The sequence below is a fragment of the Pantoea sp. CFCC18177 genome, assembly GCF_059412425.1.
Genome location: NZ_JBNBPL010000028.1, coordinates 48,492 through 69,708, shown reverse-complemented (window position 1 = coordinate 69,708; position 21,217 = coordinate 48,492). Strand labels below are relative to the sequence as shown.

Sequence of the window (21,217 nt, the reverse complement as noted above, 5' to 3'; positions counted from 1 at the left end):
TTGATGGTGATACCACGTGCTTTCTCTTCAGGCGCTTTATCGATCTCGTCGAATTTACTTGCCTTACCGCCGTAGGTTTTAGCCAGAACGGTGGTGATTGCTGCAGTCAGAGTGGTTTTACCATGGTCAACGTGACCGATGGTGCCGACGTTTACGTGCAGTTTGTTACGCTGAAATTGCTCTTTCGCCATGGCGATAATTCCTTACGTTGTGCCTTCATGAGTCATGAAGGCAGCAGTTCACAATTTTTAAACCGTAGCTTATTTGCTACGAGCTTCAATAACGGCCTGAGCGACGTTGTTCGGCGCATCATCGTACTTCAGGAACTCCATGGAGTAAGAAGCACGGCCTTTGGTCAGAGAACGCAGCTGAGTTGCATATCCGAACATTTCAGACAGTGGAACTTCAGCATGGATCTGAACGCCAGTAGCGTTAGATTCCTGTCCTTTGAGCATACCACGACGACGGCTAAGGTCACCGATAACGTCACCGGTGTTCTCTTCCGGAGTCTCAACTTCAACCTTCATGATTGGCTCAAGCAGCACAGGTTGTGCTTTTTTGAAGCCTTCTTTGAACGCTAAAGAAGCAGCCAGTTTAAACGCCAGCTCTGAGGAGTCGACATCATGGTATGAACCGAAGTGCAGACGAACACCCAGATCTACTACCGGATAACCCGCCAGTGGACCTGATTTCAGCTGCTCCTGAAGGCCTTTATCAACCGCAGGGATGTATTCAGTTGGAATCACACCGCCCTTGATATCGTTGACAAATTCGTAACCTTTCGGGTTAACACCTGGCTCCAGAGGGTACATGTCGATAACAACATGACCGTACTGACCACGACCACCAGACTGCTTGGCGTGTTTACCTTCGATATCGGTAACTTTAGAGCGAATCGCTTCACGGTAAGCAACCTGTGGTTTACCCACGTTTGCTTCCACGTTGAACTCACGCTTCATACGGTCAACGATGATGTCGAGGTGCAGTTCACCCATACCGGCGATGATGGTCTGGTTAGATTCTTCATCAGTCCATACGCGGAATGATGGGTCTTCTTTAGCCAGACGGCCCAGAGCCAGACCCATTTTTTCCTGGTCAGCTTTGGTTTTTGGTTCAACGGCGATTGAGATTACTGGCTCAGGGAATTCCATGCGCTCAAGGATGATGACGTTGTCTGGGTCACACAGGGTGTCACCAGTGGTCACATCTTTCAGGCCGATCGCTGCTGCGATGTCGCCCGCACGAACTTCTTTGATCTCTTCACGTTTGTTAGCGTGCATCTGTACGATACGGCCCAGACGCTCACGGTTTGACTTAACTGGGTTATAAACGGTATCACCCGTGTTAACAACACCTGAGTAAACGCGGAAGAAGGTCAGGTTACCAACAAACGGGTCGGTAGCGATTTTGAACGCCAGTGCAGCAAACGGCTCTTTGTCGTCTGAGTGACGCTCAGCCGGCGTGTCTTTACCGTCGTCCAGCATACCGTTAATCGCGGTAACGTCAGTTGGTGCTGGCAGGTATTCAACAACCGCATCCAGCATCGCCTGAACACCTTTGTTCTTAAACGCAGAACCACAGGTTACCAGGATGATTTCGTTGTTCAGAACGCGCTTACGCAGAGAGGTTTTGATCTCTTCTTCAGTCAGCTCTTCGCCGCCGAAGAATTTATCCATCAGCTCATCAGAACCTTCAGCTGCAGCTTCAACGAGCTTAGCACGCCATTCTTCAGCCAGTTCCTGCATATCCGCTGGAATATCTTCGTAAACGAAGGTGACGCCTTGATCGGCCTCGTTCCAGTTGATCGCTTTCATTTTCACCAGGTCAACAACACCGGTGAAACCTTCTTCTGCGCCGATAGCCAGCTGAAGTGGTACTGGGTTTGCACCCAGACGATCTTTCATCTGACCAACAACTTTCAGGAAGTTAGCACCCATACGGTCCATTTTGTTAACGAACGCGATGCGTGGAACTTTATATTTGTTAGCCTGGCGCCATACGGTTTCAGACTGTGGCTGAACGCCACCAACTGCACAGTAAACCATTACCGCGCCATCAAGCACACGCATAGAACGCTCAACTTCGATGGTGAAGTCAACGTGTCCCGGGGTGTCGATGATGTTTACGTGGTGTGGTTCGAACTGCTTAGCCATACCAGACCAGTAACAGGTAGTCGCAGCAGAGGTAATGGTAATACCACGCTCCTGCTCCTGCTCCATCCAGTCCATGGTTGCTGCGCCGTCATGTACTTCACCGATTTTGTGGTTTACACCGGTGTAGAACAGAACACGTTCGGTAGTAGTAGTCTTACCGGCGTCGATGTGCGCACTGATACCAATGTTACGGTAGCGCTCAATGGGTGTTTTACGAGCCATTTGATTCCTCTGATTCTGAGACGTTCTAAGTTAAAAAAGCCCAGCAGGTGAGTCACTGGGACGCCCGCTGGGTTAATAACAACTACGCAGCTGTTACCAGCGGTAGTGTGCGAACGCCTTGTTGGCTTCTGCCATGCGGTGAACGTCTTCACGTTTCTTAACTGCAGTACCTTTGTTCTCTGCAGCATCAGAAAGTTCGTTCGCCAGGCGGAGAGCCATAGATTTATCACCGCGTTTACGAGCAGCTTCTACGATCCAACGCATTGCCAGAGCATTACGACGAACCGGACGGACTTCAACTGGAACCTGGTAGGTTGAACCACCAACGCGACGTGACTTAACTTCTACAGTCGGACGTACGTTTTCGAGTGCAACTTCGAAAGCTTCCAGACCATCTTTACCAGCACGTTGAGCCAGGGTATCAAGTGCGGTATAGACGATAGATTCAGCAGTAGATTTTTTACCATCTACCATCAGGATGTTTACAAATTTAGCCAGCAGCTCTGATCCGAACTTAGGATCCGGCAGAATTTTACGCTGACCAATGACGCGACGACGTGGCATGGAAATACTCCGTTGTTAATTCAGGATTGTCCAAAACTCTACGAGTTTATTTTGACATTAAAGTTAAAACGTTTGGCCTTACTTAACGGAGAACCATTAAGCCTTTGGCTTCTTCACGCCATACTTGGAGCGTGACTGCTTACGGTCTTTAACACCTGAGCAGTCCAGCGCGCCACGAACGGTGTGGTAACGCACACCTGGCAAGTCTTTAACACGACCGCCACGGATCAGGATCACTGAGTGCTCCTGCAGGTTATGACCTTCACCGCCGATGTAGGAGGTAACTTCAAAACCGTTAGTCAAACGCACACGGCAAACTTTACGCAGTGCTGAGTTTGGTTTTTTAGGGGTAGTGGTGTACACACGAGTACAAACACCACGTTTCTGCGGGCAAGCTTCCAGCGCAGGCACGTTGCTCTTTGCAACTTTGCGTACGCGTGGTTTGCGAACCAGCTGGTTAACTGTTGCCATTAAATAGCTCCTGGGATTTAGCTTTTTGCTTCGTAAACACGTAATAAATCGCCTCGTATTTCTACGAGGAGGCAGAATTCTAGGACTGTGTCAAAAGGGTGTCAAGAAATAACCAGGTTTTCGCTGTTACCAGGCCACTTGTTGTTGGTGCTTTATCGTCAAGGCAACGAACCCAGTATAGTCCAGAGGCTGGATATTGGTCGAAATTTGGCCAACAAGACCACGTGCCAGCACATCTTCTTCTAAAACCCACAGCGTTGCAGGCGAAGACGACAGCTTGAGGAACATCTGGCTGCCCTCGAGCGCGGCGGTGACGCCATCCTGTAATAGCAATACATCATCCCCCTCTTGCAACAGCAGCAGAAGGCTATCGAGATCGCATTGCCAAGGGGATTGCAACAGCGTGTAAAGCATGATCGTTTCTCAGAAGCGGATGATACGGTGATAAGTCGCGAGTTTCTGGCGCAGAGCGGCTGCATTCAGCACCTCCGCCGTCAACACGCGGTTGGCCGTCACACGCTGCCCACGTGCCAGCAGTGACTCCTCGCAGACAAAACACTGGTCGATGTCGTAAAGCTCCAGCACACCAAAGGTAGCAATGTAGTTGCGCGCCAGAATCTTTTCCGGCTGCTGGTGCGGGTTAAGTTGCAGCACGCCATCACCCACAAAGAACAGCGCAATATCTTCACTAAACGCCCCTGTCGCCAACACTGCATCCAGCCCTTCCCTGCCGGCACTGCTGCCGTGCGGAGCCTGAGTAAACAGAAAAGCCACACGATTCATCAGAATTGCACCAGCCGATCGCAACTGAGCGCGGCTTCCGCTAACGCACCCAATCCACTGAGTTCAAAACCCGCTTGCAGATTGCTGCCAGAGAGTTGTAATCGCGCGGCTTCCTGCGCATCGGTCACGCCACGACGCAATGCCGCCGCCACGCAAATATTCAACGCCACGCCGCTTTGGTCATGCAGATGCTGCCATTCCCGCACCATATCGATTTCATCGCTGGCGGGTGCCGTCAGCTGATTGGCATTCAACACGCCCTCACGATAAAAGAAGACGCTTTCCAGCTGATGTCCCGCCCCGATCAGCGCACGCGCAAACAGCAGCGCGCTGCTGGCATGCTGCGTACCGTACGCCGGGCCGGTGACCAGCAAGATGTAGCGCATTAGCGATCCTGCCCCTGAAAATCACCGTTTTTAAACTGGCGGATATAGAGATAAACCGTGTGTTTAGAGATATTCAGGCGGTCAGCCACCTGATTAATCGCGTCTTTAATATCGAAGATACCTTTCTCATACAGGTTGAGCACAATCTGACGATTCTTCGCGTTGTTCGACACATTACGGTCAGCACTCACCTCTTCAATGGTGAATTCCAGCGTTTGCATCACCAGGTCTTCGACGGAACTGGCGAAGTTGACGTTTGAATCGACCTGCTGCATTTCTGGCGGCATAAATGTCGACATGATTTGGGAGAACGGCACGTCAAGGTTCATGTTGATGCACAGCAAACCGATGACACGCTGCTGGCGATTGCGAATGGCGATAGTCACCGATTTCATCAGCACGCCACTTTTCGCGCGCGTGAAATAAGCACGAGAAACATTACTGTCTGCACCGTGCATATCGTGCAGCATTCGCAGTGCCAAATCGGTAATCGGTGAACCCACTTTACGGCCGGTATGTTCGCCGTTGGCAATACGCACTGCCGAGCATTTCAAATCTTCCAGTGAGTGCAGCACGATTTCGCAGTGCGAACCGATCAGCATCGCCAGACCATCGACCACCGCTTCGTAAGATTTGAGAATATCGTAGTCGGCTTGCTCGAACGGACGTTGCTCCAGTAAATCGAAGTCAGTCAGTTCACCGGGATTGAATGGATTAGACATCGAAGACATTACCCTAAATGGCTGGAGCCTGTCTCGACAGCATTGGGGCAGACTCATATGGTGATTATTATGCAGCTGCTAGTCTGGCAAATGTCGTGGTTATTAGCCACCTAAATAATTCAGTAGAAATGAAACCGCCGCCCGGAGGCGGCGGCATAAGAAATGGCAGATTACTGCGCTTTCTTGTCAGCTTCGGCTGGTGCCTGAGCTTTCTCATCCGCCTTAGGCGCGGGTTTGATATCAAGCAGTTCAACATCAAACACCAGGGTGGAGTTAGCCGGAATGCCCGGAACGCCATTTTTACCGTAAGCCAGGTTTGGTGGGATCACCAGCTTGATCTTACCGCCTTTCTTCACGTGCTTCAGACCTTCGGTCCAGCCTGGGATCACACCATCCAGACGGAACGACAGTGGCTCGCCACGGGTGTAAGAGTTATCGAACTCGGTACCGTCAATCAGCGTACCTTTGTAGTTCACGACAACCGTATCGCTGTCTTTTGGTGCGTCGCCAGTACCTTCTTTCTCTACCTGGTACAGCAAACCTGATTCAGTTTTCTTCACGCCTTTTTCTTTGGCGAATTTGTCAGCGTAAGCGGCACCCTTATCAGAGTTCTCCTTCGCGTCTTTTTCCATCTTCGCCTGTGCTGCGCCTTTCACGCGGCCTTCGAAGGCTTGCAGCGTCTGCTCGATCTCTTGATCAGACAGCTTGCTCTTGCCACCGAATGCATCCTGAACACCTGCGATCAGCTGATCTTTGTCCAGTTTGATGCCCAGTTTCTCTTGTTCCTTCAGAGAATTGTCCATGTAGCGACCCAAAGAGGCGCCCAACGCATAGGCTGACTGCTGGTCTTCGTTTTTGAAGGCAGCGTTCTTAGGTGCCTGTGGCGCAGCCTGCGCTGCGTCAGCCGGAGCTGCGGTGGTTTCTGCTGCCATTGCCAGCGGTGCATTCAGCGCGACGGCCATGGTGGTAGCTAACAATGTGACTTTAAACAGTGATTTCATCCTTTCTCCAAAACCGAAGCATCTAAACCTCGGGAATCATTGCGGACAGTGGCCCACACTATAACTTTACGTGGCAGCGGCGAACACTCCCACAACGTAATTACCCGCTTAACATCCGACCTTTTTTGCATCAGGAAGTTTCACCAGAGATGAAGGCATTCGCGCTGTTTTCAACCTTCTGCCGATATTAAGCTTAAAAATCGGGTGATTCTGGTGCTAAAGGCCGTAGAATCACGCCCGATACGCGCCAGGCGCAGCACCGTAAGAGGAGAAGAGATGATGCAACAGGAAGAGTGGGAACAACGCCTTGAGGCACTGGAGAGCAAGCTGGCTTTTCAGGAAGACACTATCGATCAGCTCAATCACACGGTGACCCAGCATGAACTGGAGATGAGCAGGATGCGTGAACAGGTGCGTTTGCTGGTCGATAAGGTGAAAGCCGCGACACCTTCATTGCTGGCTTCGCAGTCAGAAGAGACGCCGCCGCCGCACTACTGATGTCCAGAATGGCTTCGGGGCTGGCATAAAAAAGGCCACCAAACGGTGGCCTCTTGTCTTTTCAGGCAAAACTTAGTGGCTGCAGCCGCAACCGCCAGTACCACAGCCGCCTTGACCGTGATCGTGACCATGGTCGTGATCATGATCGTGGCCGTGTGCGCCATGCACGTGACCGTGAGCGATTTCTTCTTCCGTAGCTTCACGGATCGCGACCACTTCCACGTTAAAGTTCAGGTTCTGACCTGCCAGCATGTGGTTACCATCAACCACAACATGCTCGTCTTCCACTTCGGTGATTTCAACCGGAACCGGGCCTTGATCGGTTTCTGCCAGGAAGCGCATGCCAACCTGCAGTTCATCCACGCCCATGAACACGTCTTTTGGTACACGCTGAACCAGATTGTCATCATACTGACCGTAAGCGTCGTTTGCTGGGATATGCACATCAAACTTATCGCCTACATCATGATTTTCCAGCGCTTTTTCCAGACCAGAAATCAGGGAACCATGACCGTGCAGATAGTCCAACGGTGCACTCACCGGTGACTCGTCAACCAACACACCGTCTTCGGTACGAACCTGATACGCCAGGCTCACCACCAGGTCTTTTGCTACTTTCATGATATCTCCTAACCGTTGAGAACTGAGATCCCGTCTCATTGGTCTATTTGCGTGCAATAACCAACCAGAAAGGTTCAAGACTGAGGATGCCAACAAATGTGTTGCTGCATACTGCTCAGCGTTAATGGCGCCGATTGTAACGGAATTCAATCCCGCTGTAAGTTTAAGCTTAAAAAAAGCTGCGCCATTCCGCTACTCAGGATGAAAAATGCCGATCACTTGTTCGTTGCTGCGCACCTGCTCGCGAACCTGCTTATCCGCTTCGCGCATTTGGTGGCCGCACTTGACGCACTCCACCACATCGACATTGTTTTCACGCCACAGCGCCAGGGTGTCTTTTTCCTGGCATTGCGGACAAACTGCACCGGCAATAAATCGTTTACGCATACTCTTTCCTGCCCGTCATTAGTGAACGGATACGTTAAGTGTAGTTCTACTCGTCATCCCAGCCGTCAAACTGGCGTTTTTCGTGCTGCATTTCCCGCTGGAAGATATCCTCCAGCTCACGGCGCGCTTCTTTCACACGTGAAACCTGGGCACTGTCATCGTGGCTTGGCACCAGTTCACGCAGCATACGCATATCCAGCCGACGGAAGTGCTGCTGAGCACGTTGCGCCTGGTGCGGATGCATACCCAATGAGATCAGCGCTTTGCGGCCCAGCTCCAACGCACTCGAGAAGGTTTCGCGTGAGAACAGCTTCACACCCGCCTGCAACAACTCATGCGCTTCAACACGACCACGTGCTCGCGCCAGAATTTCCAACTGCGGGAAATGCTGCTGGCAAAGATGCACGATGGTCATCGAATCTTCCGGATCATTGCAAGTAATCACGATCGATTGCGCATTTTCTGCGCCGGCAGCGCGTAACAGCTCCAGCTCGGTCGCATCGCCATAGTAAACCTTGTAGCCATATTTGCGCATCAGGCTGACTGCAGAGATATCACGTTCCAGTACGGTGATACGTTTGTTGTTGGCCATCAGCAGGCGGCCCACCACCTGACCGAAACGCCCAAAGCCCACCACAATCACCTGCGGCTGATCGTCTTCGACAAACGGCTTTTCACTGTCATCATCTGGCTCATTGAAACGGCGCGCGAGCAATTTATCCACGCCCTGCATCAGCAGAGGGGTGGTCATCATCGACAGCGTCACTGTCACCAGCAGCAGCGGCAGTTGATCGCCGCTGAACAATTTGGCGGAGGAAGCCGCCGAGAACAGCACGAACGCAAACTCACCGCCCTGGCTCAACACGCCAGCAAACTGCTGGCGTTCAGAACTGCGCAGCCCGTAAATACGCGCCAGCACATAGAGCACCAGCGTTTTCACCGCCACCAGAATCACCACGCCAAGAATGATTTCGAGGATGTGGGTATAGAGCACGCCAAGATTCAGCGCCATACCAACGGAGATAAAAAACAGCCCCAGCAGTAACCCTTTAAAGGGTTCAATCGCCACTTCCAGCTCATGGCGATATTCACTTTCTGCCAGCAGGATACCGGCAATAAAGGTACCCAGCGCCATCGACAGCCCCAGCGCATCCATAAACAGCGCAGAGCCGAGCACCAGCAACAACGAGGCTGCGGTGAACACTTCACGCACCCCCGAAGCCGCAATAAAGCGGAAGATAGGACGCAGCAAATAGCGGCCGCCCACCAGCATGCCGGCAAACGCCAGCACCTTCATCCCCACTTTCAGCCAGTCGACATGGCCACTGTCCCCCCCTGCCAGCAGCGGGACCAACGCCAAAGCGGGGATGACCGCTAAATCCTGAAAGAGCAGCACCGAGAAGCCAAGCTGACCCGCTTCACTGCGGTTCATGCCTTTATCTCGCATCAACTGCAGCGCCATGGCGGTTGAAGACATGGCCAGACCAATCCCGCCAATCACCGCTGCTTGCCAGCTAAAGTTCGTGAGCCACAGCAGCCCCCCAAGAATGGCGGCAGAAACCAGCACCTGCGCCGCCCCCACGCCAAAGATCGAGCGGCGCAACGCCCAGAGCTTCGCAGGATTCAGCTCAAGGCCGATGATGAACATCAGGAACACCACGCCGAGTTCAGAGAAATGCAGAATTTCATCGACGTCGCTGATAAAACCTAAGCCCCAAGGGCCGATGGCGATGCCCGCCAGCAAATAGCCCAGCACCGCGCCAATACCGAGGCGCGCCGCAATCGGCACGATCAGCACCGCGGCAACCAGATAGATCACCCCGGCAGTCAGTAAGGTTTGCCCTTCCATTACATGACTCCCTGTGGCAATGGCGCAGCGAGCCAGTCGCGGTATGCCTGCGCATAATTACGCATCACATCTGACGTCTGGCGGCGTGCCCAGTAGATCACCATCGGCGTCATCCAGTGCATACGGCACATCTGGGCCGTCAGCTCAAACGGACGCATGATATCGCTCATGGGATAGCGATTTAACCCATGCGCATGATAAGCCGTTTCCGGCTCCCCGGTGGTTACCACGCTGCGCCAATACTTACCTTCTAATGCATTGCCGTCTGTACCGCTGGCAAAGCCGCGTGACAAGACGCGGTCCAGCCACTCTTTAAGCAGTGCTGGGCAGCTGTAGGTATAAAGTGGATGCTGAAACACCACGATCTGATGCTCACGTAACAGTTGCTGCTCGTGGTGAATATCAATAAAAAAGTCCGGATAGTGGGCATATAAATCGTGCACCGTGACGTGGTCCAGTTCCATAGCCGACTGCAGCAAAACCCGATTAGCAATCGAATCCTGTGATTCCGGATGGGCGTAAAGCAGCAAAATTTTGGGTGGCTGCGACATCGTTCCCCTCCAAAGCGTCGTCACAGCAGAGGAATTCCGCTACCATGCTCGACGCAACTAAACATTCTCGAATTATGTTGCCGATAAATTAACATATTCTGACGATACGGCGCTTATGATTGTATTTTCCTCATTACAAATCCGCCGCGGCACCAATGTGCTGCTGGATAACGCAACAGCCACCATTAATCCCGGCCAAAAAGTCGGTCTGGTGGGCAAAAACGGCTGTGGCAAATCTACGCTGCTGTCGTTGCTTAAAGGTGAACTCAGCAGCGATGCAGGTCACTTCACCTTTCCCAATAGCTGGGCACTGGCATGGGTAAATCAGGAAACCCCCGCGTTAAGTAAAGCCGCGCTGGAATATGTTATTGATGGCGACCGCGAATATCGTCAGCTTGAATCCGAATTAGCGGAAGCCAATGCCAAAGATGATGGTAATGCCATCGCTCTGGTACACGGCAAGCTCGATGCGATTCAGGCATGGAGCATACACGCACGCGCTTCCAGCCTGCTGCACGGATTGGGCTTTAGTCAGGAACAGTTGATGCGGCCGGTGAGTGATTTCTCCGGTGGCTGGCGTATGCGCCTTAACCTGGCGCAGGCGTTGGTATGCCGCTCCGATCTGCTGCTGCTTGATGAACCCACCAACCACCTCGATCTCGATGCGGTGATCTGGCTTGAGCGTTGGTTAAAAAGCTACGAAGGCACGCTGATCCTGATCTCGCACGACCGAGATTTTCTTGATCCGGTGGTGGATAAGATTATCCATATCGAGCAGCAGACGATGTTCGAATATACCGGCAACTACAGCTCGTTCGAACGCCAGCGCGTAGCCAAACTGGCACAGCAACAGGCGTTGTTCCAGAGTCAGCAGGAAAAAGTACAACACCTGCAAAAGTACATCGATCGCTTCCGCGCGCAGGCCACCAAGGCCAAGCAAGCGCAGAGCCGTATCAAAATGCTGGAGCGCATGGAGTTGATTGCCCCGGCACACGTCGATAATCCCTTCAGTTTTAGCTTCCGTGCGCCAGAAAGCCTGCCAAATCCGTTGTTAAAAATGGAGAAAGTGACGGCGGGTTACGGTGAGCGCATCATCCTTGATGCCATCAAACTCAACCTGGTGCCCGGTTCACGCATTGGCTTGCTGGGCCGTAACGGTGCCGGTAAATCGACGCTGATTAAACTGCTGGCGGGTGAAATTGAAGCGCTGGATGGCAAAGTCGGATTGGCCAAAGGCATCAAACTCGGTTACTTCGCGCAGCATCAACTTGAGTATTTGCGCGCCGACGAGTCCCCTTTACAGCATCTGGCGCGCATTGCGCCACAAACGCTGGAACAGCAGCTGCGCGACTATCTGGGCGGTTTCGGCTTCCAGGGTGACAAAGTCAGCGAGATCACCGAACGCTTCTCCGGTGGTGAAAAAGCGCGACTGGTGCTGGCGTTGATCGTGTGGCAGCGCCCTAACCTGCTGCTGCTTGATGAACCGACCAACCACCTTGATCTCGACATGCGCCAGGCACTGACCGAAGCGCTGATTGACTTCGAAGGCGCGCTGGTTGTGGTTTCGCATGACCGCCATCTGTTGCGTTCGACCACCGATGACCTCTATCTGGTGCATGACCGTAAAGTCGATGTCTTCGAAGGCGATCTCGATGACTATCAGCAGTGGTTGAGCGACTTGCAGAAGCAACAAGCGCAACAGGATGCCGCACCAAAGCAGGATAACGCCAACAGCGCCCAGTCACGCAAAGATCAGAAACGCCGCGATGCCGAACTGCGTTCGCAGACTCAGCCGTTGCGTAAAGAGATCGAGAAACTTGAGAAGCTGATGGCGAAATGGCAAAGCCAGTTGAGCGAAGCCGAAGCCTTACTCTCCGACAGTGCGATTTATGATCAGAGCCGTAAAGCCGATCTCAACACCGCGTTGCAACGTCAGGCCGAAAGTAAATCCGCGCTGGAAGACGTTGAAATGGCATGGCTCGATGCGCAAGAGCAGTTGGAGCAGATGCTGGCAAGTTAAAGGATCACAGTATGCTGAAAACGATCGTAGCGTAGCGAGATAAGGCGCCAGGTGCGGCATGATGCCGCGCCGCGGCAACGCAATCGCAACACGCTACGGACGTTTTAAAACGGTTTGTCCCCCAACACCGTTGCCCGATGCATCACCCTTCGTGCCGGATAATAATCCGCATTGGCGTAATGCTGCGTCACGCGGTTATCCCAGATTGCCACATCATTCTCCTGCCAGCGCCAGCGCACCTGGAACTCGGGTTTGGCGGTATGTGCGAACAGAAAGCCCAACAGTGCATCACTCTCTTTCTCACTCAATCCCAGCAAGCGCGTGGTAAAACCTTCATTCACAAACAGCGCTTTGCGTCCGCTCACCGGATGGGTTCGGATTACCGGATGCTGCACCGGTGGATTTTTCGCGACGGCTTGCTGCCAGCGCTGATGCTCCTCCTCGGTCTTGCGGTACTTATACTCCTGGAATGATTTTTTAAAATCATGCTCGGCCTGCAAGCCACTCAGCAGCTGCTTAAAGGGTTCAGACAGCGCTTCATAAGCTGCAATCCCGGTGGACCACAAGGTATCGCCGCCACTCTCCGGCAACAGCTTCGAGGCGAGAATCGCAATCGCTGGGGGCGTGTCGATAAAGGTCACATCGGTGTGCCAGTTATCATTATCCGGTGGATTGTCCTGATGGGTGTCCAGCACGATAATCTCTTCCACCCCTTCCGCATGCGGATAAACCGGGTGGATATGCAGATCGCCGAAGCGCACCGCCAGCGCACGCTGCTGTGCGGGTGTGATCACCTGATTACGCAGAAACAACACTTGATGGCGTAGCAGGCCGTGATAAAGCTGCTCAAACTGCGCGTCGCTTAACGGGCGGCTGAGATCGAGATCGTCGACCTGTGCGCCGATATGCGGGCCCAGCGCGGTAAAAGTCACACGTTCATTCATTGTTGTTCTCCATTCCAGGGTGTCAGACGGCGCTGCAACGCGCGCAGACCCAGCTCTAAACTAAAGGCAATCAGCGCAATCACCGCGATACCGGCCAGCACCACATCGGTGGCGAGAAACTCGCCCGCCGACTGCACCATAAATCCGAGTCCGCGCGTGGCGGCAATCAGTTCGGCGGCCACCAGCGTTGACCATCCCACGCCCAAGCCAATCCGCAAACCGGTCAGAATTTCCGGCAGCGCCCCCGGCAAAATCACGTAACGCAACAGCTGCCAGCGCGACGCGCCTAATGCCTGAGCCGCACGAATCCGCACCTGCTGGGCATTTTTCACGCCTGCCAGCGTCGAGAGCGTCACCGGTGCGAAGATTGCCAGATAGATCAGTAAAATTTTCGAGGTTTCACCGATGCCAAACCAAATCACCATCAGCGGTAAATAAGCCAGCGGCGGCACCGGGCGATAGAGTTCTATCAACGGGTCCAGCAGCCCACGAATCGCCGGACTCAATCCCATCGCAATGCCCACCGGAATACCGATCAGTGCGGCAAAGAACAACGCCACCAGCATGCGCGTGAGGCTGGCACCTAAGTGCTGCCACAGCGTCGCATCCATAAAGCCTTGCGGACTGGCGATCAGCAGTAACTTTTGCAACACCTGCTGGGGTGGCGGCAGGAATAAAGGCGCGACTAAACCGAGGGCGGTCACCGCCCACCACACCAGCAGCATCAAAGCTACGCTCAGCAAGCTGAGAGAAAACTGGGGTGAAAACGGCCAGCGCAGCGAGCGGCGCCGCGTCTGGGTTTTCTCATCAATCACCGCACTCATACAAACGCCTCCCGCTGGGAAAAGACCTGATTCAATACATACTCACGACGTTCGATGAAAGCCGGATCGGACTTAATGCTGCGGCACGGCTCACCCGCGGCAAACCGTTGGCCAAAGTCGAGTTTGATACGCTCAACCACGCGCCCCGGCCCCGGTGACAGCAGCACCAGTTCGCTGGCGAGAAACACCGCTTCCTCTATATCGTGGGTTATCAGCAAAATCTGTTTACCGGTATCCCGCCACAGCGTCAGAAGCAGTGTTTGCATCTGTTCGCGGGTAAAAGCATCCAGCGCACCAAACGGCTCATCTAACAGCAGCAGCTGAGGGTCAGCCGCCAGCGCACGGGCAATACCCACGCGCTGACGTTGACCCCCAGAGAGCTGCCAGATAAAACGCTTTTCTGCCCCTTCCAGTCCCACTTTGCGGATCAAACGTCGGGCGATAGCGTGGCGCTCGGCTTTCGCCATTCCCGCCAGTTGTAAACCAAAGGCCACGTTATCGATGACGTTACGCCACGGCAGCAATCCCTCGTTCTGGAATACCACACCGCGCTCGGCACCAGGCCCGTTCACCGCTTTGCCATCCAGCGTAATGCTGCCCGACTCCAGCGGCAGAAAACCGGCAATCAGATTGAGCAGTGTGGTTTTGCCGCAACCAGAAGGCCCCAGCACCACCAGCAGGTCGCGTTGGTCGAGCTGCAGATTGATATCTTGCAGCGCGGGTTGTCCGGCGTAACGCGCATTCAGGTTGGTGATGCTGAGCATAAGACCTCCGTTATTTCGCTAAGGGGGCAACAAAGCGCGTGGTGACGTAGCTGCTGTAGTCGCTGGCGGCATCCGGCACTTTGCCCTGCTCTTTCAGGAAGTGCGCGGTGTCGACAATCGCCTTGTTCACGGGTTTACCCAGCTGTTCAAGCTGTTGTTGCGCAGTCAGATAAGTGTTGCCTTTCACCAGCACCGGCACATCGCTCTCCGGCACGCCGCTTAAACGCGACAGCTTGCTCAGGTTGTCCGGCTGTTTGAGCCACTGATCGGGATTAGCGATATACGCCTGTTGTGCATCAATCGCGCTGCGGGCGAAGGCGGTGACGATCTCAGGATGCTGTTGCGCGAAATCTTTGCGCACTACCCAGACATCCAGCGTCGGTGAGCCCCATTTGCCCACCTGAGAAGAGTCAGTCAACACCGTGCCGTCTTTTTCCAGCTCATTCACCGCCGGAGACCAGACATACGCGCCATCGATGTCACCACGTTTCCACGCGGCAATAATGGCGGGCGGTTGCAGGTTCACTAACTGCACTTGTGAAGGCTTGATGCCCCAATGTTTGAGCGCAGACAGCAGGCTGTAATGCGTTGTGGAGATGAAAGGCACCGCAATGCGTTTGCCAATCAGATCTTTAGGTTGGGTGATGGATTTCTTGACCACCAGCGCTTCGGAATTGCCGAGCTGAGAGGCCAACAGAAAGGCTTCAATCGGCAGCTGTTGCGTGGCTGCCACGGCCAGCGGACTCGAACCGATATTGCCGATCTGCACATCGCCCGAGGCCAATGCGCGCAGCACGCTGGCACCGCTATCAAATTTACGCCAGTCAACGGTTGCGCCACTCTCTTTGGCAAAGGTGTTATCGGCTTGCGCCACTTTGGCCGGCTCTGCCGAAGTTTGATACGCCACCGTCACGTTAACCGCTTGCGCCTGAAAGGCCATCAGGGCGAATGCTGCTGCCACTGCTGTTATTGTTTTTTTCACTGCCATCATCGTTCACCCCAATGTTATGTCGTGACGGCAGTTTCTCCAGCGCGGGTAATTTCATAAAGGAATTAAAAATTATCCCTAATGAAAATCTGTTCTTAGATCAACATCGGGCAAGGCTATGCGGAATACGCAATTGCAAAGAAGTCGTAAAGACAGAAATATGTCACGCGCTCACATCCTGACTGTGTTATTGATAGGCTCCTGATTTTACAACCCTGTTGCCGGTACTGAATCCATGTCGATTGAGAAAGTTGCGCATCTCGCTGGCGTATCAAAAGCCACGGTATCACGGGTGTTAAATCATCATCCCGGTGTGCGACCGGACACGCGTGAAAAGGTGCTGGCGGCCATTGAGCACTGCGATTACCAACCCAATCTGCTGGCGCGTCAGCTGCGTACCGCGCAAAGCCATATGTTACTGGTGTTAATTTCAGACATCACCAATCCCTTCTGTTCACGCGTGGTGCAAGGCATTGAAGCTGAAGCCGAGGCACAGGGTTATCACATCCTGTTGTGCAATTCGGCCTCGCAGTTACCCCGGGAAGCCGCTTACCTGGCGTTGCTGAGTGGTAAAGTGGTGGATGGCGTGATCACCATGGACGCTGCCGCCTGCCTACAGGAGCTGAAAGGTATGATTGGTGATGCGCCCTGGGTGCAGTGCGCAGAATACGATCCGTCGATCCCGGCCTCCAGCGTCACCATCGATAATAATGAAGCCGCCTTTGAAACCGTGCGTTACCTGGCCAGTAAAGGCCGTCGCCGCATTGCGTTGGTGAATTGCGATATGCGCTACCTCTATTCCCATCAGCGAGAGAGTGGCTACCGTGAGGCGCTGGAGCAGTTAGAACTGAGCTGGGGCGGCGTGGCCTATGCTGAAAACATTTCGTGCGAGTCGGGAAGCGCTGCGCTGCGGGAGTTGTTGTTGCACCCGGAACGGCCAGACGCGGTGTTTGCGGTGTCGGATGTGCTGGCCGTCGGTGTGATCCATGCCGCGCTGGAGGCCGGATTGCGCGTGCCGGAAGATCTGGCGGTGGTGGGATTTGATGGTATTCCGTTTACCAGCAGCCTCAACCCACCGCTGACGACCATTGAACAACCGATGAACCGGCTGGGGGCGCGCAGTGTTCAGCTGTTACTGAACCGCATCCGCCAGCCGCAAAGTGAGGTAGTGCGCGAGGTGCTACCCTGGAAGCGCGTGGAACGCGCCTCCAGCTGACTCAACGCCAAATCAACAGCACGCAGGCGGCCGTCAATACTCCCATGGCGAGGTTGAAGATTTTCCACGCGCGCGGGCTGCGCAGCAGGCGGCCAATCATCGAACCAAACCCCATCCAGATTACACCGGATACCACATTGACCAGTGCCATGCCGATGCTGATGGCTATCACCGAATGCAGGTAAGCATCGCCTGCGAGGCTGAAGCTGGCGACCGCACCCAATGCCATCAACCAGGCTTTAGGGTTGATCAGTTGCAGCAATCCGCCCTGCCAGAATGGCATCTGCTTCACGCTGGCGTCTTCCGTCTCCAGCTTTTCGTACTCAGCAGTCGCGATTTTCCACGCCAGCCACAGTAAGTAGAGGCTACCGGCAATCTTCAGCACCAGATGCAGAGAAGGATAAAGCAGGATGAGACCACCGATACCAAATGCCACCATCAGCAACATGACTTGCATACCAATCATGATACCAATGAGCAACGGAATGGTGCGCAGGAAGCCAAAATTAGCACCTGAGGCGGTAAGTAACATATTATTGGGGCCTGGCGTGATGGCAGCGACCCAAAGAAAGCCCAACATTGATAAAAAAAGACTCAGTTCCATGTATATTCGGGTGCTCCTCACCCAGTAAAGCGGACAACCCATCGAAGCTATCAGCGACTTATGCATCAGACAAGCCTTTACCCAAGCTATTTTGATCGCCCCGACGGCGAGCGCTTTACACCGCTGCGCGGATTCAGTAACGCGCATCTACAAACACTGCTGCCGCGCATTCTGCGGCGGCGCGTCTCGTTACGTCCGCACTGGCAGCGCCTTGACCTGCCGGACGGCGATTTTGTCGATCTCGCGTGGAGCGAGGATCCCGCACAGGCGCGCCACAAACCGCGCATGGTGATGTTCCATGGCCTGGAAGGCAGCTTCCATAGCCCCTACGCCCACGGCCTGATGCAGGCCTGCCAGGCTCGCGGTTGGCTGGCAGTGGTGATGCACTTCCGGGGTTGCAGTGGGGAACCCAATCGCCTGCAGCGCATTTACCACTCAGGTGAGACTGAAGACGCCACCTTTTTCCTGCACTGGCTCCAGCGCGAATGGGGTACGGTTCCGACTGCTGCGGTGGGCGTTTCACTCGGTGGTAATATGCTGGCCTATTTGCTGGGCATGCAGGGCAACGATGCTCTGGTTGATGCCGCCGTTGCGATTTCGGCCCCCTTTGCCCTTGAACCCTGTAGCGAAAAGCTGGATGCCGGCTTCTCGCGCTTCTATCAGCACTATTTGCTCACTAAGCTGAAACAGAATGCCACGCGTAAACTGCTGGCCTGGCCCGGCACGCTGCCGGTGGAACTGAGCCAGCTGCGCGCCTTTCGCCGCATTCGTGAGTTCGATGATGCGATTACCGCACGCGCGCACGGTTTTCTGGATGCCAATGACTATTATCGACGTGCCAGCGCCATGCCGCTGCTCAGCGGCGTACGCAAGCCGTTGCTGGTCATTCACGCCAAAGACGACCCGTTTATGACCGATGCAGTGATACCGCAACCAGAACAGCTGTCACCCTCCATTGAATATCAGCTGACGCAACAAGGCGGTCATGTTGGTTTTGTCGGCGGCACCTTGCTGAAGCCGAAAATGTGGCTGGAACAGCGTGTGCCTGACTGGCTTTCAACCTATCTGGATGTGTGATCGTGATTATTCCCTGGCAAGAACTTGAAGTGACAACGCTGGAAAACCTGATTGAAACCTTCGTGTTACGTGAAGGCACCGATTACGGCGAGCAGGAGCGCAGCCTGGCGCAGAAGGTGGCCGATGTGCGCCGCCAACTGGAACGCGGAGAAGTCGTGCTGGTGTGGTCTGAACTGCATGAATCAGTGAATATCATGCCAGCGCGAGATTTTCGCGGTTAATGCACCGCGCGGCAATTCGTGGTAACAATGCTCATCGCCGGACCTCACAGGGAGTTCTGTTATGTCAGCCAGGCATCCAATCATTGCCGTTACCGGTTCCAGCGGAGCCGGTACCACCACCACCAGCCTCGCCTTCCGTAAAATATTCCAGCAGTTTGATCTGCACGCTGCGGAAGTGGAAGGTGACAGCTTCCATCGCTACACCCGTCCAGAGATGGACATGGCGATCCGTAAGGCGCGCGATCTGGGTCGTCACATTAGCTACTTTGGCCCCGAAGCCAATGACTTTGGTTTATTAGAGCAGACGTTCAAGCACTACGGAAAAACCGGTCAGGGCGAATCGCGCAAGTATTTGCACACCTATGATGAAGCGGTGCCGTGGAATCAGGTGCCGGGCACCTTTACGCCATGGCAGCCGCTGCCGGACAACACCGATGTGCTGTTCTATGAAGGGTTACACGGCGGTGTGGTGACGCAACCGCATAACGTGGCAGAGCATGTGGATCTGCTGGTGGGTGTGGTGCCGATTGTGAACCTGGAGTGGATTCAAAAGCTGGTGCGCGATACCAGCGAACGTGGGCATTCTCGTGAAGCGGTGATGGATTCGGTGGTGCGTTCGATGGAGGACTATATCAACTACATCACGCCGCAGTTCTCTCGCACCCACATCAACTTCCAGCGCGTGCCGACCGTGGATACCTCCAACCCGTTTGCCGCACGTGAGATCCCTTCACTCGACGAAAGTTTTGTGGTGATCCATTTCCGTGGTCTGGAGGGGATTGCCTACCCTTACCTGCTGGCAATGATTCAGGGCTCGTTCATTTCACACATGAATACGCTGGTGGTGCCGGGGGGCAAAATGGGGCTGGCGATGGAATTGATCATGACACCGCTGGTGCAACGGCTGATCGAAGGTAAACGGATTGAATAATCCAGAATTTCTGTAGCGGCACGATGTAAGGCGTGCATCACACCGCGCGATAAATCGCGCCGCGACAGTAGGATTACAACTCTACCACTTCATAGCTGTGGGTGATTTCCACACCTTTACCCAGCATGATCGCCACCGAACAATACTTCTCAGCGGAGAGATCAACCGCGCGGGCCACGGCTTTATCACTCAACGCTTTGCCGCTGACAATAAAATGCAGGTTGATGTGGGTAAAAATACGTGGCGCTTCTTCACGGCGTTCAGACGTGAGCTTCACCTCGCAATCGGCCACATCATTACGGCCCTTTTGCAGGATAGACACCACGTCAATCGCGCTACAGCCGCCCGCCGCCATCAGAACCATCTCCATTGGACTCGGCGCTTTATCCCCTGAATTACCGTCCATTAATACCTGATGGCCAGATGAGGATTCTCCGAGAAAGGTTAACCCCTCCACCCATTTCACTCGTGCCTGCATTATTCTTTCTCCTGAAGTGGCTATTTTGCCGCCAGAGTACGCTTTCAGTTGATAAACAGCAATCCAGACTCTTCCGCCTGTTGCTGAAGCGAGACAACAGAAGACAGCTTGCAAAAGCTGTGCTACAAACAGTGCTGAAAATATTTTCGTCGTAACAGACGAAGGCGGGAAGAATCAAAAGCGTAGCTTAAGAATCACCCGGAAATAAAACGCTCGACGATTACACCGCCTGACAGGGAAAACTGCCCCCTGTGCTTTGGGCACGATTACAATAGAGGATAATAGCGAATGGTTCTCGGCAAACCGCAAACAGACCCTACACTCGAATGGTTCCTGTCCCATTGCCATATTCACAAATATCCGTCAAAGAGCACGCTCATCCATCAGGGTGAGAAAGCGGAAACGCTGTACTACATCGTGAAAGGTTCCGTTGCGGTTCTGATCAAAGATGAAGAAGGCAAAGAGATGATCCTCTCCTACCTCAATCAGGGAGATTTCATCGGCGAACTCGGCCTGTTTGAAGAAGGTCAGGAACGTAGTGCCTGGGTACGTGCCAAAACTGCCTGCGAAGTGGCTGAAATTTCCTACAAAAAATTCCGTCAGCTGATTCAGGTAAACCCGGATATTTTGATGCGACTCTCGTCGCAAATGGCGCGTCGTCTGCAAATCACCTCCGAGAAAGTGGGCAACCTTGCCTTCCTCGATGTGACGGGCCGTATCGCGCAAACACTGCTTAATCTGGCCAAACAGCCAGATGCGATGACTCACCCAGACGGGATGCAGATTAAAATCACCCGTCAGGAGATTGGTCAGATCGTGGGTTGCTCACGCGAAACCGTGGGGCGCATCCTGAAAATGCTGGAAGATCAGAACCTGATCTCCGCACACGGTAAAACCATCGTCGTTTACGGCACCCGCTAATTTCTTATCACCCACGGCGTG

26 protein-coding genes are annotated in these 21,217 nt (G+C 53.8%); 7 read left to right on the top strand and 19 right to left on the bottom strand.

Features of this window, described 5'->3' with window-relative positions:
* From ACPUC8_RS22250 to fkpA, 9 genes are all read right to left on the bottom strand, one after another.
* Nucleotides 1–191 (bottom strand): GTP-binding protein (locus tag ACPUC8_RS22250; RefSeq protein WP_494927364.1); only part of this gene is annotated, 191 nt, incomplete at its 3' end.
* Between the two features lie 69 nt (nt 192–260).
* Nucleotides 261–2,375: an elongation factor G gene (fusA, locus tag ACPUC8_RS22245; protein WP_039336352.1), complete on the bottom strand. Its 2,115-nt coding sequence runs from the start codon at nt 2,373–2,375 to the stop codon at nt 261–263.
* 93 nt (nt 2,376–2,468) lie between these two features.
* Complete coding sequence (rpsG, locus tag ACPUC8_RS22240) at nt 2,469–2,939, bottom strand: 30S ribosomal protein S7 (RefSeq protein ID WP_007886246.1); 471 nt, start codon at nt 2,937–2,939, stop codon at nt 2,469–2,471.
* Nucleotides 2,940–3,035: 96 nt separating this feature from the next.
* A complete protein-coding gene (gene rpsL / locus ACPUC8_RS22235; RefSeq protein WP_006120575.1) occupies nt 3,036–3,410 on the bottom strand; it encodes a 30S ribosomal protein S12 in 375 nt (124 codons plus the stop codon).
* A gap of 126 nt (nt 3,411–3,536) precedes the next feature.
* A complete protein-coding gene (tusB, locus tag ACPUC8_RS22230) occupies nt 3,537–3,824 on the bottom strand; it encodes a sulfurtransferase complex subunit TusB (RefSeq protein WP_039336347.1) in 288 nt (95 codons plus the stop codon).
* A gap of 9 nt (nt 3,825–3,833) precedes the next feature.
* On the bottom strand, nt 3,834–4,193 hold the full coding sequence (gene tusC, locus ACPUC8_RS22225) for a sulfurtransferase complex subunit TusC (RefSeq protein ID WP_494927363.1): 360 nt from the start codon (nt 4,191–4,193) through the stop codon (nt 3,834–3,836).
* Entirely contained in the window at nt 4,193–4,579 is a 387-nt protein-coding gene (tusD, locus tag ACPUC8_RS22220) for a sulfurtransferase complex subunit TusD (protein ID WP_058969705.1), read from the bottom strand. The genes tusC and tusD overlap by 1 nt, the downstream gene beginning before the upstream one ends.
* Nucleotides 4,579–5,301: a helix-turn-helix transcriptional regulator gene (locus ACPUC8_RS22215; protein WP_039336339.1), complete on the bottom strand. Its 723-nt coding sequence runs from the start codon at nt 5,299–5,301 to the stop codon at nt 4,579–4,581. The genes tusD and ACPUC8_RS22215 overlap by 1 nt, the downstream gene beginning before the upstream one ends.
* Before the next feature lie 170 nt (nt 5,302–5,471).
* Nucleotides 5,472–6,302 carry an FKBP-type peptidyl-prolyl cis-trans isomerase gene (gene fkpA, locus ACPUC8_RS22210; RefSeq protein ID WP_039336338.1) on the bottom strand — a complete coding sequence of 277 codons (831 nt, stop codon included), beginning with the start codon at nt 6,300–6,302 and terminating at the stop codon, nt 5,472–5,474.
* Between the two features lie 279 nt (nt 6,303–6,581).
* On the opposite strand from fkpA, the gene ACPUC8_RS22205 reads away from it, so the two are divergent.
* Nucleotides 6,582–6,800: a SlyX family protein gene (locus tag ACPUC8_RS22205; RefSeq protein ID WP_039336354.1), complete on the top strand. Its 219-nt coding sequence runs from the start codon at nt 6,582–6,584 to the stop codon at nt 6,798–6,800.
* 72 nt (nt 6,801–6,872) lie between these two features.
* On the opposite strand, the gene slyD is transcribed toward ACPUC8_RS22205, so the two are convergent.
* The 4 genes from slyD to kefG all read right to left on the bottom strand — a co-directional run bounded on the left by slyD (nt 6,873) and on the right by kefG (nt 10,208).
* Nucleotides 6,873–7,421: a peptidylprolyl isomerase gene (gene slyD / locus ACPUC8_RS22200; protein ID WP_039336337.1), complete on the bottom strand. Its 549-nt coding sequence runs from the start codon at nt 7,419–7,421 to the stop codon at nt 6,873–6,875.
* A gap of 192 nt (nt 7,422–7,613) precedes the next feature.
* The gene (locus ACPUC8_RS22195) at nt 7,614–7,808 is read right to left on the bottom strand and encodes a YheV family putative zinc ribbon protein (RefSeq protein ID WP_039336336.1); all 195 of its coding nucleotides are present in this window, start codon (nt 7,806–7,808) and stop codon (nt 7,614–7,616) included.
* A 46-nt stretch (nt 7,809–7,854) separates the two neighbouring features.
* A complete protein-coding gene (gene kefB / locus ACPUC8_RS22190) occupies nt 7,855–9,657 on the bottom strand; it encodes a glutathione-regulated potassium-efflux system protein KefB (RefSeq protein WP_494927362.1) in 1,803 nt (600 codons plus the stop codon).
* Nucleotides 9,657–10,208, bottom strand: coding sequence for a glutathione-regulated potassium-efflux system ancillary protein KefG (kefG, locus tag ACPUC8_RS22185; RefSeq protein WP_058969708.1), 552 nt, complete (start codon nt 10,206–10,208; stop codon nt 9,657–9,659). The genes kefB and kefG overlap by 1 nt, the downstream gene beginning before the upstream one ends.
* Nucleotides 10,209–10,323: 115 nt before the next feature.
* On the opposite strand from kefG, the gene ACPUC8_RS22180 reads away from it, so the two are divergent.
* Nucleotides 10,324–12,228 carry an ABC transporter ATP-binding protein gene (locus ACPUC8_RS22180; RefSeq protein ID WP_058969710.1) on the top strand — a complete coding sequence of 635 codons (1,905 nt, stop codon included), beginning with the start codon at nt 10,324–10,326 and terminating at the stop codon, nt 12,226–12,228.
* A 104-nt stretch (nt 12,229–12,332) separates the two neighbouring features.
* Here ACPUC8_RS22180 and tauD read toward each other — a convergent pair whose 3' ends face one another.
* From tauD to tauA, 4 genes are read right to left on the bottom strand one after another with little or no spacing between them, the layout of a single operon-like run.
* Nucleotides 12,333–13,172 carry a taurine dioxygenase gene (gene tauD, locus ACPUC8_RS22175; protein WP_058969712.1) on the bottom strand — a complete coding sequence of 280 codons (840 nt, stop codon included), beginning with the start codon at nt 13,170–13,172 and terminating at the stop codon, nt 12,333–12,335.
* A complete protein-coding gene (tauC, locus tag ACPUC8_RS22170) occupies nt 13,169–13,996 on the bottom strand; it encodes a taurine ABC transporter permease TauC (protein ID WP_058969714.1) in 828 nt (275 codons plus the stop codon). The genes tauD and tauC overlap by 4 nt, the downstream gene beginning before the upstream one ends.
* On the bottom strand, nt 13,993–14,760 hold the full coding sequence (gene tauB / locus ACPUC8_RS22165; protein ID WP_058969716.1) for a taurine ABC transporter ATP-binding subunit: 768 nt from the start codon (nt 14,758–14,760) through the stop codon (nt 13,993–13,995). Before tauB ends, tauC begins: the two co-directional genes overlap by 4 nt.
* A 10-nt stretch (nt 14,761–14,770) precedes the next feature.
* Nucleotides 14,771–15,751, bottom strand: coding sequence for a taurine ABC transporter substrate-binding protein (gene tauA, locus ACPUC8_RS22160; RefSeq protein ID WP_039332741.1), 981 nt, complete (start codon nt 15,749–15,751; stop codon nt 14,771–14,773).
* Nucleotides 15,752–15,983: 232 nt separating this feature from the next.
* On the opposite strand from tauA, the gene ACPUC8_RS22155 reads away from it, so the two are divergent.
* The gene (locus tag ACPUC8_RS22155) at nt 15,984–16,964 is read left to right on the top strand and encodes a LacI family DNA-binding transcriptional regulator (RefSeq protein ID WP_494927361.1); all 981 of its coding nucleotides are present in this window, start codon (nt 15,984–15,986) and stop codon (nt 16,962–16,964) included.
* 1 nt (nt 16,965) lies between these two features.
* On the opposite strand, the gene ACPUC8_RS22150 is transcribed toward ACPUC8_RS22155, so the two are convergent.
* Complete coding sequence (locus tag ACPUC8_RS22150) at nt 16,966–17,568, bottom strand: LysE family translocator (protein ID WP_039332737.1); 603 nt, start codon at nt 17,566–17,568, stop codon at nt 16,966–16,968.
* A 60-nt stretch (nt 17,569–17,628) separates the two neighbouring features.
* Between ACPUC8_RS22150 and ACPUC8_RS22145 the strand changes: the two genes are divergently transcribed.
* From ACPUC8_RS22145 to ACPUC8_RS22135, 3 genes are all read left to right on the top strand, one after another.
* Nucleotides 17,629–18,645 carry a hydrolase gene (locus ACPUC8_RS22145; protein WP_494927360.1) on the top strand — a complete coding sequence of 339 codons (1,017 nt, stop codon included), beginning with the start codon at nt 17,629–17,631 and terminating at the stop codon, nt 18,643–18,645.
* A 2-nt stretch (nt 18,646–18,647) separates the two neighbouring features.
* Nucleotides 18,648–18,866, top strand: coding sequence for a YheU family protein (locus ACPUC8_RS22140; protein ID WP_039332733.1), 219 nt, complete (start codon nt 18,648–18,650; stop codon nt 18,864–18,866).
* 61 nt (nt 18,867–18,927) lie between these two features.
* On the top strand, nt 18,928–19,797 hold the full coding sequence (locus tag ACPUC8_RS22135) for a phosphoribulokinase (RefSeq protein WP_494927359.1): 870 nt from the start codon (nt 18,928–18,930) through the stop codon (nt 19,795–19,797).
* A gap of 73 nt (nt 19,798–19,870) precedes the next feature.
* On the opposite strand, the gene ACPUC8_RS22130 is transcribed toward ACPUC8_RS22135, so the two are convergent.
* Entirely contained in the window at nt 19,871–20,275 is a 405-nt protein-coding gene (locus ACPUC8_RS22130) for an OsmC family protein (protein WP_021507440.1), read from the bottom strand.
* Between the two features lie 288 nt (nt 20,276–20,563).
* Here ACPUC8_RS22130 and crp point away from each other — a divergent pair, with 288 nt between their 5' ends.
* On the top strand, nt 20,564–21,196 hold the full coding sequence (gene crp, locus ACPUC8_RS22125) for a cAMP-activated global transcriptional regulator CRP (RefSeq protein ID WP_039332728.1): 633 nt from the start codon (nt 20,564–20,566) through the stop codon (nt 21,194–21,196).
* Nucleotides 21,197–21,217 lie beyond the last annotated feature (21 nt).